The organism is Serratia sp. H1w (assembly GCF_000633355.1).
Lineage (GTDB): Bacteria > Pseudomonadota > Gammaproteobacteria > Enterobacterales > Enterobacteriaceae > Chania.
In genome coordinates, this window is record NZ_AYMQ01000046.1 from 40,897 (window position 1) to 55,083 (window position 14,187).

Genomic DNA, 14,187 nt, shown 5'->3' on the forward strand with positions numbered 1-14,187 from the left:
CAAGTAACGCCGTAGCCTGGCATAAACCGGTCGCCCGAATGTGCATCGGGAGTGGCCCAACAGAAAAGGTAGATTTATGAAACGCGCAGTCGTCGTTTTTAGCGGTGGACAAGACTCCACGACCTGCTTGATCCAGGCATTGCAACAGTACGATGAAGTTCACTGCATCACGTTCGATTATGGCCAGCGTCATCGCTCTGAAATCGAGGTCGCCCAGGCTTTATGCCAAACCTTGGGGGCCAAGGCACACAAGGTGTTGGACGTTGGATTACTCAATGAATTGGCCATCAGCAGCCTGACTCGCGATAACATCCCGGTGCCCGCCTACGACAGCTCGCAGACGGATACCTTGCCAAGTACCTTTGTACCTGGGCGCAACATACTCTTCCTGACCTTGGCGGCAATTTATGCTTACCAAGTGGAAGCAGAGGCTGTCATCACTGGCGTGTGCGAGACCGATTTCTCGGGCTACCCGGATTGCCGCGACGAGTTCGTCAAGGCCCTGAATCAGGCCATCGTGCTGGGGATCGCGCGTGATATTCGCTTTGAAACGCCGTTGATGTGGCTCAACAAGGCCGAAACCTGGGCACTGGCGGATTATTACCAACAGTTGGAACGCATCCGCCACGACACGCTCACCTGCTATAACGGCGTTCAGGGCGACGGCTGTGGTGAATGTGCAGCCTGCCACCTGCGGGCTAATGGGTTGCAGCAGTACCAGCAGGATAAGATCGGCGTGATGGCCAGCCTGAAGCGCAAGACCGGGCTGGTTTAAGCCCCTTCCCACAGACATAGAGAACAAGCTCAGAGCCGTGCTCAGGAGCGGTTAATCTGAATAACCGAATGACACGGCTCCCCTCACCCCAGCCCTCTCCCAATGTTGCTAAAGTGGAAGTCAAAAACGCTTGTGAGGGGAGAGGGAACTAGTGCCGAGCCGGGATTGGGAAAAGAGTTCATCTGGGCACCGGCACTGCGTAGGGGCGCTGCATGCTGCGCCCGTGGATAATTCAGCCCTGCCGATCCTTAAGCTGCAACGCCTCCAGGTGTTCGCGCAGTTCGCCTTCGATCGGCAGTGCCCGCTGGGTCTTCAAATCGATGCAGACAAAGGTCAGCGTCGCATCAGCAACCATCGTCCCTTCTGGCTCCAGCAATACCTGCTGGCTCAGCACACCACTCTTGCCATTGAGCTGCAACATCTGGCTATCGATACGCAGTTTATCGCCCAACACGGCGGGCTTACGGTAATTGATATTGATGTTCACCACGATAAACGCGATGTTGTTTTGTGTCATCCAGTGGAAAGCATCCAGGTTTTCCAGCCACTCCCAGCGCGCTTCCTCCAGGAATTCCAGATAACGGGCATTATTAACATGTTGATAGACATCAAGATGATAGCCACGAACTTTGATATAAGTCTGCATAGTGAAACAACCGCTCCTGCTCTGGTGATAACGAAAAAGAGTTTGAACTGGTATGACCTGTAAAATGTAGCAGAAATGTAGCAGAGCAGCGCGGCTGCGAGGACACTTTGCCACGCAGCCGCGAGCGGGATCACATTTTCAGTCGATCACGATTCCTTTCCACCAGGGAAGGTCCGATCCCCGGCACCTCCTGTAGCTGGTCTATTTCGCTAAACGGCCCGTTCTGTTCGCGGTAACGCACGATAGCCTGCGCCTTTTTCAGCCCAACCCCGTTCAACACGCTGGCTAGCGCCTCCGCATCAGCCTGGTTAATGCTGACCTTGGCTTCAGCTTCGCTCTGCACTTCAGTGCTAACCGGAACATTGGCTTTGGGCGATACCGCAGTGGCTGCTGGTTGCCCTTGAGCCGCCTTTTCTGCCGCCATGGCAGGGCTACCCATCAGACCGAACAGTACCGCCACCAACAGCAGTTGACGGGCGCCAGAAAAACGGCCAATGGCTTTATTTTCGCTAAGTTGCATGCTGTTTCCTCCTTGTGTTTGACAGCTTGGTTACCTTGCAGTAGTGGCGGAGGATCGGCAAATGGCAGAGTTTAAATGTGGAAAAGGCCGCGAAAGCGGCCTTTGGGTATTACATGCGATTACAAAGAAATGCGGTGCTTATCGATTAAGGTTGCTGTTGCTCAGCGGCACCCATTTTGATCTTGGCTTCTTTGCGCAGGTTAGTCAGCAAGGCATCGAAGATCACGCTAGCGCTGCCTTTCTCCATGTTGGCGACGAAGGTTTTCATTTCGTCTGCTGACAATGTGCCTGGTTTAACGCTATCCAGTGCGATCAGCACCACGTTCCCCTGAGCATCCTGCGACATCCCGTAAACCACTTTGCCTGCTTCCGGGTGTGGCAACGCGAATACGGCTTCCACCAGTTGGCTGTCTTCCGGGGCGCGAGCCATTTTCTGCACGCTACCAAAGCTCAGGCCAGCGGCTTTCATCGCCTCATCGCCTTTGCCCTGCTTCAGCTCAACCAGCAGCTTCTCACCCTGTAGTTTGGCTTCTTGCAGCGCCTTGTTGTGTTTGACCATTGCGGTAACGCGATCTTTCACCTTGTCGAAAGGCTCAATCCCTTCCGGCTGATGGGCTACCACACGGACAACAAACGCGCGATCGTTGTCAACGGTGATCACGTCAGAGTTACTGCCTGGTGCGCCGTTCTCGCCAATCAGTGAACCATCAAAGATGGCCTGTACGACCGGCTTGAAGTTCAACGCGGCAGGAATAGCGTCACGGGTAAACCATTCGGTATGCGTTGCCTTGATACCCGCGGCTTCTTCCGCAGAGGCCAGAGACTCGTTATCGCTGGTTGCCGCCTCGCTCACTTTCTGCTGCAGAGCATAGAAAGCGTCTACCGCTTTTTCCTGCTTGACCTGCTTGGCGATGGCGTCATGCACTTCGCTTAAAGGCTTCACCAGCGCTGGCTTGGTGTCGTCCAGGCGCACGATCAGGTAACCGACCGAAGACTTCACTACGCCGGAAAGTTGGCCTTTCTCAGTCAGGTTAGCCTGCTTCAGTTCGTCTGGCGTGGTATCTGGCTCCATCCAGTCCATTTCGCCACCGGTACGGCGCGAGATGATGTCAGTGGACTTCTCTTTCGCCAACGCGGCAAAATCGCCACCGTTTTTAAGCTGTTCCAACACCGCTTTGGCATCCGCTTCATCTTTCAGCTGGATCACGCTGAATTTTTTACGTTCCGGCTGGCCATAGCTGCTCTGGTGCTGATCGTAATAGGCACTGATATCGGCTTCGCTAACGGTCACTTTATCCTGCAATGCCGCAGCATCCAGTGGGATAAAGCTCACCTTCACCTGCTCTGGTGCGATGAAGCTGTTTTTGTTCTGCTCGTAGAACGCCTTCAACTCTTCGTCGCTGACGGTTTGCTTGGCCATCATGGCATTGAGATCGATCGTTGCCAGGCGTACTTCACGTTCTTGCAGCACCAGGGCAACCATTGACTGTGCTTCGTTTGGCGCAACGATTTCGGAGCCGCCAAAACCCTGGATCATCTGCTGGTTGATCAACCGCTGACGGGTGTATTGCGCATACTGATCGGCGCTAAAGCCAGAGCGGGCAATCAGGTCGAGATATTTGGCGTTGTCGAACTTGCCGTCCGTCTGGAAGTAGCTTTCTTTGCGGATAGCGTCTTTCACCTGATCGTCACTGGCGCTCAGGCCCAGCGTCTTCGCGTACTGATCCAGCAGCGACTTGTCGATCAGCTGAGACAGCACCTGCTGGCGCATCTGCTGCATGTAGCCTTCGTTGCCCGCCATGGCAGAGAAACGGTCGCCCAGTTCCTGCTGCATACGGCTGCGTTCACTCTGGAAAGCCTGTTCCAGCTGGGCGCGTTCGATCACCTGGCCATTTACTTTCGCAGCGTAATCGCCGGCACTTCCCTGATAGCTGACCACTCCAGTCAAAAGAAATGACAAGATGATCAACCCCAGGATGATTTTTAGCACGACGTGGTTTGCAGCCGCGCGTAAATTGTCCATCATAGTGTGACAACACTCCGCTGTGATATGGATTAACAACCCTTGTGCAGGCGCGTTCCCTGCGACAAAAATAAAAAAAGCGCATCAACCTGATGCGCCTTATATCTTACCTTACCAATACCGCTGCGTCAGGTGATTGTTTACCAACGACGTCAGGCGATTAACGCTGTAATCAGTTTACCGCGTCTTTCAGGGCTTTCCCTGCACGGAAAGCCGGAACTTTGGCTGCCGCGATTTTGATCTCTTTACCCGTTTGCGGGTTACGGCCGGTACGAGCTGAACGCTCACGCACGGTGAAAGAACCGAAACCAACCAGAGCCACGTCATCCCCTTCTTTCAAGGAATCGGTAACGGAAGCAATAATTGCGTCCAAAGCACGCCCTGCTGCCGCTTTAGAAATATCAGCACCGGCGGCAATTTTGTCGATCAGTTGTGACTTATTCACTCTATCATCCCCTCTAGAATTCAAAACGTCGCACCGAACAATCCCCACGGTGACGACAGCGCTGCTGTTATATCAATCCCGTCGTGCCTTGGCAAGCCACCAAACGGCGGCGAAACGTGAGCCGACAGGGATCTAACTTAGCGGCACAAAAAAATACTGGCAAGTCCGAATTGGCTTGCCAGCATGAGTTTTATCAATGGTTTTTGCTATAGGTCACTATTTTACCGCTACCGGCTGTGCGCCGAAGGCCGGATTGACCAAAGCAATGTTCAAAACTTCATCGATTCGCTGTACCGGATGGATCTCCAGATCGGCAATCACATTGTCCGGGATCTCTTCCAAATCGCGCTTGTTCTCGTAAGGGATCAGCACGGTTTTGATACCACCACGGTGCGCCGCCAGCAGCTTCTCTTTCAAGCCACCAATCGGCAATACATGACCACGCAAGGTGATTTCACCGGTCATCGCCACATCGGCACGCACCGGGTTGCCTGTCAGGCAGGAAACCAGCGCGGTACACATGGCAATACCCGCACTCGGGCCGTCTTTCGGCGTCGCCCCTTCTGGCACGTGGACGTGGATATCGCGTTTTTCATAGAAATCGGCATTGATGCCCAATTTCTCTGCACGCGCACGAACCACGGTCAACGCAGCCTGGATCGACTCCTGCATCACTTCACCCAAAGAACCGGTGTAGGTCAGCTTGCCTTTGCCCGGCACGCAGGCGGTTTCAATAGTCAGCAGATCGCCACCCACTTCCGTCCACGCCAGGCCGGTAACCTGGCCTACGCGGTTTTCGGTGTCTGCACGACCATAATCAACACGCTGAACGCCCAGGAAGTCCTTGAGGTTTTCACCGTTGATCTCGATGTGTTTGAGCTTCTTGTCCATCAACAGTGACTTGACCGCTTTACGGCACAGCTTGGAGATTTCACGCTCCAGGCTACGCACCCCGGCTTCACGGGTGTAATAGCGGATAATGCCGATAATGGCGCTGTCATCGACCGTCAGTTCGCCTTTCTTCAACGCGTTGCGTTCAAGCTGCTTTGGCAACAGGTGCTGTTTGGCGATGTTCAGCTTTTCGTCTTCGGTATAGCCGGAAAGACGGATCACTTCCATACGGTCCAGCAACGGAGCCGGGATGTTCATCGAGTTCGAGGTCGCCACGAACATCACGTCGGACAGATCGTAATCTACTTCCAGATAGTGATCGTTAAACGCCACGTTCTGTTCCGGATCCAGCACTTCCAGCAGAGCGGAAGCCGGATCGCCACGCATGTCGGATGACATCTTGTCGATCTCGTCGAGCAGGAACAGCGGGTTTTTCACCCCGACCTTGGCCATTTTCTGGATCAGTTTACCCGGCATGGAACCGATGTAAGTCCGGCGGTGACCGCGAATTTCCGCTTCGTCACGTACGCCGCCCAGCGCCATACGGACATACTGGCGGCCGGTCGCACGAGCGATCGACTGCCCCAACGAGGTTTTACCCACGCCAGGAGGCCCTACCAGACACAGGATTGGGCCCTTGATTTTGCTGACACGACTTTGCACGGCAAGATACTCAAGGATACGGTCTTTGACGCGTTCCAGGCCGTAGTGATCGGTATCGAGCACTTCCTGCGCCTTGAGCAGGTCTTTCTTCACCTTGCTGCGTGCATTCCACGGCACCTGAATCATCCAATCGATGTAACCACGCACCACGGTCGCTTCCGCAGACATTGGCGACATCATTTTCAGCTTTTGCAGTTCCGCTTCGGTTTTCTCGCGCGCTTCTTTCGGCATCTCGGCCGCTTCGATCTTGCGCTTCAACGCCTCGTGTTCATCCGGCGTGTCGTCCATCTCGCCCAGTTCTTTCTGAATCGCCTTCATCTGCTCATTCAGATAGTACTCGCGCTGGCTCTTTTCCATCTGTTTCTTGACGCGGTTACGGATGCGTTTCTCAACCTGCAACAGGTCGATTTCCGACTCCATCATCGCCATCAGGTACTCAAGACGCTCGGTGATATCGAACATCTCCAGCACCGACTGCTTGTCGCTGAGCTTCAGCGGCATATGCGCGGCGATGGTATCCGCCAGGCGCGCAGCGTCGTCGATGCTGTTTAAAGACGTCAGCACCTCCGGTGGAATTTTTTTGTTCAGCTTGATGTAGCCTTCAAACTGATTGATCGCCGTGCGCACCAGGACTTCCTGCTCACGCTCGTCGATGGCCGGTGACTCAAGGTATTCAGCCTTCGCTGCGAAGTGTTCACCGCTGTCGGAGAGCGTGGTAATACGCGCACGCTGCAAACCTTCGACCAGCACCTTGACCGTGCCGTCCGGCAGTTTCAGCATCTGTAAAATCGACGCTACGGTACCGACCGAGAACAGATCGTTAATGCCAGGTTCATCCGTCGAGGCCTCTTTCTGCGCCACCAGCATGATCTTTTTATCGTGATCCATTGCGGCTTCGAGGCACCGAATCGATTTTTCCCGGCCAACAAACAACGGGATCACCATGTGCGGATAAACCACCACGTCGCGCAATGGCAAGACGGGGATTTCAATGCGTTCGGAACGCTCAGGGTTCATAGAGCTCTCTCTTAGTTTAATTTCCGCCAGGATTTAGGGGGATCTCATGAGACGCAAGCATCAAACGTTTCACAAAATCTGGATTATGAGTATATGGGGATGAATCTCTTACATTCAACGGTAACAATGTAGAGAAAAAGAAAAGGGGGATAAAATCCCCCTTTTACGATTAACTTTCTGGTTTGGCTGGCTAATTATTCGCCAGAAGCCTGCGCTTCCGGTTTACCGTAAATCAGTAACGGCTTGGATTGGCCAGCGATCACCGATTCATCGATCACCACTTTATCTACGCTATCCAGTGACGGCAGATCGTACATGGTATCCAGCAGCGCACCTTCGACAATCGAACGCAGGCCACGGGCACCGGTCTTACGCGTCATGGCCTTCTTGGCAATGGCGGTCAGCGCTTCCTCACGGAACTCCAGATCGACCCCTTCCAGATTGAACAACGCCTGATACTGCTTGGTCAGGGCGTTTTTCGGCTCTTTGAGGATCTGGATCAGCGCATCTTCACTCAGCTCGCTGAGGGTGGCAACCACCGGCAGACGACCGATGAATTCCGGGATCAGACCGAATTTGATCAAGTCTTCCGGCTCTGCCTGCAACAGCAGTTCGCCTTCGGTGGCTTTTTCAGATTCGCCCTTCACCGTGGCACCAAAACCGATACCGGAACCGGTGTTCACGCGCTGGCCGATCACTTTATCCAGGCCGGCAAACGCGCCGCCACAGATAAACAGGATCTTGGAGGTGTCCACCTGCAGGAATTCCTGCTGCGGATGCTTACGCCCGCCCTGTGGTGGTACCGCCGCAATCGTGCCTTCGATCAGCTTCAGCAACGCTTGCTGCACGCCTTCGCCCGAAACGTCACGGGTGATAGACGGGTTGTCTGACTTACGTGAAATCTTGTCAATTTCATCGATATAGACGATGCCGCGCTGGGCTTTCTGCACGTCGTAGTCGCATTTCTGCAACAGTTTCTGGATGATGTTTTCCACGTCTTCACCCACGTAACCGGCTTCGGTCAGCGTGGTGGCATCGGCCATGGTGAAAGGTACATCCAGGAAACGTGCCAGCGTTTCTGCCAGCAAGGTTTTGCCGCTACCGGTTGGGCCGATCAGCAAAATGTTGCTTTTGCCCAGTTCGATGCCATTGCTGGTATCGCCGTTACGCAGGCGTTTGTAGTGGTTGTATACCGCCACGGCCAGAACTTTTTTCGCCTGCTCCTGACCGATAACATAATCGTCCAGGTGGTGGCGAATTTCGTGCGGTGTCGGCAATGAGCTACGCTCGCGATGCGGCGCAACCTCTTTAATCTCTTCGCGAATAATGTCGTTACACAGATCAACACATTCATCGCAGATATACACTGACGGACCGGCAATCAGCTTCCGCACTTCATGCTGGCTTTTGCCGCAGAAAGAGCAGTACAGCAGCTTTCCTGAACCGTCTTTGCGCTTATCTGTCATGAGTCAAACCTCTTCTTTTGTCTTTGTCCCGCACAATCATGCAGCGACAATGCGCCCAAACTTTATACCGGGAACGCCGATAACGCTGTTTACAGCGAGCCAGGCCCGCTCTGAATACTATAGCCTATCGGCCCGCAAGCCGCGCTGTACCCGTAACCTTTCAGGCTGCCGGTTTTGCCATGCAGCCTGAAATTTATCGGGCATCGTGCTAGCTGCGATGCGTCAGAATACTGTCGACCAGACCGTATTCTACCGCGTCTTCCGCTGTCATGAAGCGGTCACGTTCGGTATCACGTTCGATCTGCTCCAGCGATTGGCCTGTATGCAGCGCCATCAACTCATTCATGCGTGCCTTCACCTTGAGGATTTCACGCGCATGGATTTCAATATCCGTTGCCTGGCCCTGGTAGCCGCCCAGCGGCTGGTGGATCATCACTCTGGAGTTTGGCAGGCAGAAACGCTTGCCCTTGGTGCCTGCCGTCAGCAGGAACGACCCCATGGAACACGCCTGCCCCATACAGATGGTGCTAACGTCCGGCTTGATAAACTGCATGGTGTCATAAATTGACATGCCAGCCGTGATCACGCCGCCCGGTGAGTTGATATAGAGGAAGATGTCTTTTTCTGGGCTTTCTGCTTCGAGGAACAACATCTGCGCCACGATCAGATTAGCCATATGATCTTCAACCTGGCCGGTCAGGAAGATAATGCGCTCTTTCAGCAGGCGGGAATAAATATCGTAAGAACGCTCCCCGCGCGAAGTCTGCTCTACCACCATCGGCACCAGTGCCATGTTGGGTGCAAATTGATCTCGTTCGCCACTGTATGACATTACCGTCTCCTAATAGAAATTGCCTTGGCGCCATTGTCTGTCGATTCTACTTGAGAACGGCCATTATGACTACGTTCAAGCCACCGACAGGCTCCACACTGATTTGACGGCGCTATCATTCCGCCAGGCGGATCAAGCAGCCCATACTGTTGTAGGAATTGGGGGTCACAGAGCGAATTTCAAGCCCGGTGAACAATTATCACCAACATCCCTGTATCGCAGCAAGGTCACAACCACTGACCTTCCGCTGCCATCATTTACCCATGACCCAATAAATATAGTGCATATTGCCACAGTTAAGCCGAGATTAATCAGTCACGTGGCAAAAGAAAAGCCCGTAACCAAAGTTACGGGCCTTGTAAGGAACTCCCTGCTAGCGCAATGGACCTGTCAGCAGGTCGCTCCTGGCGTCAACCAGCATTACGCTTGTTGAGTCTGGTTCATCAGCTCGCTGAAGGTAGTGGCTTTTTCAGTCACTTTCGCTTTCGCCAGCAGAGCTTCTACCGCTTGTTCTTCCAGAGCAACGTTACGCATGTTGTTCATCAGCTCTTTGTTTTTGCTGTAGAACTCAACCACTTCGCTCGGATCTTCGTAGGCGGAAGCCATTTCTTCGATCAGGGTCTTGACGCGCTCTTCATCGGCTTTCAGATCGTTGGTGCTGATCACTTCGCCCAACAGCAGACCGACCACAACGCGGCGTTTGGCTTGCTCTTCGAACAGTTCGCGAGGCAGTTCCAACGCTTGCTTCTCGTTGCCACCGAAACGCTGTGCAGCCTGACGACGCAGAACGTCGACTTCGCCGTCGATCAGTGCCGCTGGCACGTCGATGTCATTAGCGTTGACCAGACCGTCGATTGCCTGAGTCTTGATGCGGTTACGCACGGCGCCTTTCAGTTCGCGCTCCATGTTTTTACGCACTTCGGTACGCAGACCGGCGATAGAACCATCAGCCACGCCGAAACGCTTGATGAATTCTTCGGTCAGTTCTGGCAGCTCGCGCTCTTCAACTTTCTTCAGCACGATAGCGAACTTGGCAGCTTTCCCTTTCAGGTTTTCTGCGTGGTAATCTTCTGGGAAGTTGACGTCGATGGTGAATTCTTCACCGGCTTTATGACCGATCAGACCTTCTTCGAAGCCTGGGATCATGCGGCCCTGGCCCATAGCCAGAACGAAATCAGCGGCTTTGCCGCCTTCAAACTCTTCACCGTCGATAGAGCCGGAGAAGTCAACGGTCACGCGGTCTTCTGCGGTGACTGCGCCGTCTTTGTCTTTCCAGGTCGCCTGCTGCTTGCGCAGAGTTTCCAGCATGGTATCAACATCGGCGTCGTTAACTTCAACCACCGGTTTTTCAACTTCGATGCTTTCCAGGCCTTTCAGCTCAACTTCTGGGTAGACTTCAAATTCAACGGTGAAAGCGAAATCTTCGCCTTCTTTATACTCGCCCGGCACGTAGTTTGGTGCGCCGGCCGGGTTAATTTTCTCTTTGATGATCGCATCAACAAAGTTGCGCTGCATCAGATCGCCCAGCACGTCCTGACGAACAGAAGCGCCATAACGCTGTTCAACGATGTTCATCGGCACTTTGCCTTTACGGAAACCGTCGATACGTACGCTTTTAGCTGCGTTGATCAGCTCTTTCTTTACTGCCTGATTGATAACATCAGCGGGTACAGTAATAGAGAGACGGCGCCCAAGGCCTTGAGTGGTTTCTACTGAAACTTGCATCTTGTTACCTCAAAAAAATCACAGTGCTCGGTCAACTCCGTTCCAAGAACCAGGACGGCTAAATTAAAAACCGAGTTCCCTGATGTCGAGAGCGTTCCGAAACCATTCCGGAAAAATAGACGCGACATTATAGCGGCGCAAGCGTAGCTAGTCGAGGATGGCAAGGCGGCACTGGCGCGTTAAAAATCACACTTTTGTCGATTTTCCGCCCAAATACCTGTTTGCCTTGGCCATCAGAGCGGCAAAAGCCTTTGGCTCTGTCGTCGTCAAAAACAGCAACGGCCCGCAGGCCGTTGCAAAATTCGTCAGTAGTAATACCCTAAATGCGGGTAAAAGTTCCACTGATACCGTAAATTTTAAGGTTCAGGCCAGTGTGCCAGCTCCACGACAGGGTGGCGAAGCAGGAACCGTATCCTGTAGCCCTTCCCATTCCTTCAGGGTATAGGTGTGTAACGCCAGCGCGTGCACGCCATCTTCCAGCTCCTGTGCCAACACGCCATAAATGGAGCGATGGCGGGTCAGAAAGCGTTCGCCTACAAAGCGATCGCTGACCAACACCACCTTGAAATGACTTTCTGACCCCGCGGGAACGTTATGCCGATAGCTTTCATCAGTCACTTCCAGATACGCGGGCTCAAATGCCGCCCTTAACTTTGCTTCTATTTGCTCGCGGATCATAGGATCTCCTTACAACACCGGCAGGCTACCAGGTTCTACTTTAATATTAGTCGGTTTTGCCCTCATCAGAACATCGCTATCGTAAATCCCGCCGCGCATTGCTGGAAAAAACAGCAATAAAAGCAGCTGAGTTGAGGTTTATCCGATTGAGGTGAGCGAAAAAGCCTGTTTTTATCCTGGTTGAGGAAAAATTTACGTCATGGCCACCTTCAACACTTCCCCCTGTTGTTGGCAATGCTATGATGGCGGCAATTTATCGTTGACTCTAGCGCTTTGATTATCAAGCACCCACAACCCTGCCCGCGGGTTTGAACAGCTCCGGGTATAAAAACCACGATTGATGAGACAGTAATAATGTTAAAAAAACTTTGTCTTCCACTGCTGGCTGTCCTGTTGTTGGCTGGCTGTGCGACCAGCACCAATACGTTGAACGTCACCCCGAAGATCGTGCTGCCGCAGCAGGATCCTTCCCTGCAAGGGATCACCATCAGCATTAACGGTGCCGACCAACGTCCAGACCAGGCGCTGGCTAAAGTGAACCGTGACGGCCAGTTGATCACCCTGACCCCATCGCGCGATCTGCGCTTCCTGCTGCAAGAAGTGCTGGAAAAGCAAATGGGCGCACGTGGCTACATGATTGGGCCAGCAGGTGCGGTTGATTTGCAGATCGTCGTGAACACGCTGTTTGCCGACGTTTCCCAAGGCAACCTGCGCTACAACATCACCACTAAAGCGGATATTTCGATCATCGCCCAGGCGAAGAACGGCAACAAGCAGGTGAAAAACTACCGTTCAACCTATAACGTGCAGGGTGCCTTCACCGCCAACAACGAAAAAATCACCGATGCGGTCAACACCGTGCTGGGTGACGTCATCGCCGATATGGCGCAAGACACCAGCGTCAACGAGTTTATCAAACAAAACGCGCGTTAATCTGGCAATATCTGGCGCTGCTCGGGCCACCGGGCAGCGCAGTTCGGGATCTCATGTCGAAACAGTATCTGAATATCTTCACCCAGCGTAACTCCGTCATCCTATTGGTCTTGGGCTTTGCCTCGGGGCTGCCTCTGGCCTTGACCTCCGGTACGCTACAGGCCTGGATGACCGTCGAAGGCCTCGATCTGAAAACCATCGGCATCTTCTCGCTGGTGGGTCAGGCCTACGTGTTCAAGTTCCTCTGGTCGCCGTTTATGGATCGCTATACTCCCCCGTTCCTGGGGCGGCGGCGTGGCTGGTTGCTAATTAGCCAATTGCTGCTGGTGGTCGCCATTGTGGCGATGGGGTTCATGAATCCGTCTCAGCATCTGTGGTGGCTGGCCGCGCTGGCGGTGATGGTGGCGTTCTGTTCCGCCTCACAGGATATTGTGTTTGACGCCTACAAAACCGATCTGCTGTCTGCCGAAGAGCGCGGTGCCGGGGCTGCGGTTTCGGTGCTGGGTTATCGCCTGGCTATGCTGGTTTCCGGCGGCCTGGCCCTGTGGTTGGCCGATCGCTACTTCGGCTGGCAGGCGACTTACTGGCTAATGGCCGCGCTGATGCTGATTGGCGTGGCCGCTACGCTGATGGCACCGGAACCGGACGATAGCATTCCTGCGCCACGCACTCTGGAACTGGCGGTTGTAGCACCGCTGCGTGACTTCTTCGCCCGCAACAATGCCTGGCTGATCCTGCTGTTGATCGTGATGTATAAAATGGGTGATGCCTTTGCCGGTAGCCTGAGCACCACCTTTTTGATCCGCGGCGTCGGCTTTGATGCCGGTGAAGTCGGCCTGGTGAATAAAACGCTCGGCCTGTTTGCTACCATCGTCGGGGCGCTGTTCGGCGGTGTATTGATGCAACGTCTCAGCCTGTTCCGGGCGCTGATGCTGTTCGGGATTTTGCAGGCAGTATCCAACATCGGTTACTGGTTGCTGGCGATCACCGATAAAAACATTCTCACCATGGGCAGCGCCATTTTCCTGGAAAACCTGTGCGGCGGCATGGGCACCGCAGCCTTTGTCGCCTTGCTGATGACCTTGTGTAACAAATCCTTCTCGGCCACCCAGTTTGCCCTGCTCTCGGCGCTCTCCGCCGTGGGTCGTGTTTACGTGGGGCCGATTGCTGGCTGGTTTGTGACCGCTCATGGCTGGCCACTGTTCTATCTGTTCTCCATCGCGGCGGCCGTTCCCGGCCTGTTACTGCTGTTGATTTGCCGCCAGACGCTGGAATATACGCAACGCACCGACAACTTTATGCCACGCACCGAGTTCCGTGCCGCCTATCGCTGGGCGCTGCGTCTGTTGGGCGTCGGTTGCTCGCTGCTAGGCATCTGGCTACTGCTGCTGATCGCTAACGCACTGGATTGGACCGACTGGCCCAACCTCGCCGTGCAACTGCTGCAAACCGGTGCCATGCTGAGCCTGGTGGGGATTATCATGGGTAGCCTGCTGGACTACCTGGCGTTGCGCCGAACACAATTAGCCTGATTTTTTGTCGGCCGATAAAATTCGGCCAACAAAAAAGCATC

The 14,187-nt window shown here is 53.9% G+C and carries 12 protein-coding genes; 3 read left to right on the plus strand and 9 right to left on the minus strand.

All coding sequences use genetic code 11. The annotated features are described in order from the left end of the window. Nucleotides 1–76: 76 nt before the first annotated feature. A complete protein-coding gene (gene queC / locus U869_RS0109590; RefSeq protein ID WP_025120349.1) occupies nucleotides 77–775 on the plus strand; it encodes a 7-cyano-7-deazaguanine synthase QueC in 699 nt (232 codons plus the stop codon). Nucleotides 776–1,007: 232 nt separating this feature from the next. On the opposite strand, the gene U869_RS0109595 is transcribed toward queC, so the two are convergent. The 9 genes from U869_RS0109595 to bolA all read right to left on the minus strand — a co-directional run bounded on the left by U869_RS0109595 (nucleotide 1,008) and on the right by bolA (nucleotide 11,681). Continuing rightward, complete coding sequence (locus tag U869_RS0109595; protein WP_025120348.1) at nucleotides 1,008–1,421, minus strand: thioesterase family protein; 414 nt, start codon at nucleotides 1,419–1,421, stop codon at nucleotides 1,008–1,010. 130 nt (nucleotides 1,422–1,551) lie between these two features. Further along, the gene (locus U869_RS0109600; protein WP_025120347.1) at nucleotides 1,552–1,941 is read right to left on the minus strand and encodes a ComEA family DNA-binding protein; all 390 of its coding nucleotides are present in this window, start codon (nucleotides 1,939–1,941) and stop codon (nucleotides 1,552–1,554) included. A gap of 145 nt (nucleotides 1,942–2,086) precedes the next feature. Next, nucleotides 2,087–3,967 carry a peptidylprolyl isomerase gene (gene ppiD, locus U869_RS0109605; protein WP_025120346.1) on the minus strand — a complete coding sequence of 627 codons (1,881 nt, stop codon included), beginning with the start codon at nucleotides 3,965–3,967 and terminating at the stop codon, nucleotides 2,087–2,089. A gap of 169 nt (nucleotides 3,968–4,136) precedes the next feature. Beyond that, nucleotides 4,137–4,409 (minus strand): nucleoid-associated protein HU-beta, encoded by a 273-nt coding sequence (gene hupB, locus U869_RS0109610; RefSeq protein WP_004954599.1) that lies wholly within the window; start codon nucleotides 4,407–4,409, stop codon nucleotides 4,137–4,139. Between the two features lie 216 nt (nucleotides 4,410–4,625). After that, complete coding sequence (gene lon / locus U869_RS0109615; RefSeq protein ID WP_025120345.1) at nucleotides 4,626–6,980, minus strand: endopeptidase La; 2,355 nt, start codon at nucleotides 6,978–6,980, stop codon at nucleotides 4,626–4,628. A gap of 194 nt (nucleotides 6,981–7,174) precedes the next feature. After that, nucleotides 7,175–8,446, minus strand: coding sequence for an ATP-dependent protease ATP-binding subunit ClpX (gene clpX, locus U869_RS0109620; protein WP_025120344.1), 1,272 nt, complete (start codon nucleotides 8,444–8,446; stop codon nucleotides 7,175–7,177). Between the two features lie 208 nt (nucleotides 8,447–8,654). After that, nucleotides 8,655–9,278 (minus strand): ATP-dependent Clp endopeptidase proteolytic subunit ClpP, encoded by a 624-nt coding sequence (gene clpP / locus U869_RS0109625; protein ID WP_025120343.1) that lies wholly within the window; start codon nucleotides 9,276–9,278, stop codon nucleotides 8,655–8,657. 420 nt (nucleotides 9,279–9,698) lie between these two features. After that, nucleotides 9,699–11,003 (minus strand): trigger factor, encoded by a 1,305-nt coding sequence (tig, locus tag U869_RS0109630; RefSeq protein WP_025120342.1) that lies wholly within the window; start codon nucleotides 11,001–11,003, stop codon nucleotides 9,699–9,701. A gap of 363 nt (nucleotides 11,004–11,366) precedes the next feature. Beyond that, nucleotides 11,367–11,681 carry a transcriptional regulator BolA gene (bolA, locus tag U869_RS0109635; RefSeq protein ID WP_025120341.1) on the minus strand — a complete coding sequence of 105 codons (315 nt, stop codon included), beginning with the start codon at nucleotides 11,679–11,681 and terminating at the stop codon, nucleotides 11,367–11,369. 354 nt (nucleotides 11,682–12,035) lie between these two features. Here bolA and U869_RS0109640 point away from each other — a divergent pair, with 354 nt between their 5' ends. Beyond that, nucleotides 12,036–12,614, plus strand: a complete 579-nt coding sequence (locus tag U869_RS0109640; protein ID WP_025120340.1) for a lipoprotein — start codon at nucleotides 12,036–12,038, stop codon at nucleotides 12,612–12,614. A gap of 53 nt (nucleotides 12,615–12,667) precedes the next feature. Next, nucleotides 12,668–14,146, plus strand: coding sequence for a muropeptide MFS transporter AmpG (gene ampG, locus U869_RS0109645; protein ID WP_025120339.1), 1,479 nt, complete (start codon nucleotides 12,668–12,670; stop codon nucleotides 14,144–14,146). Nucleotides 14,147–14,187: the final 41 nt, after the last annotated feature.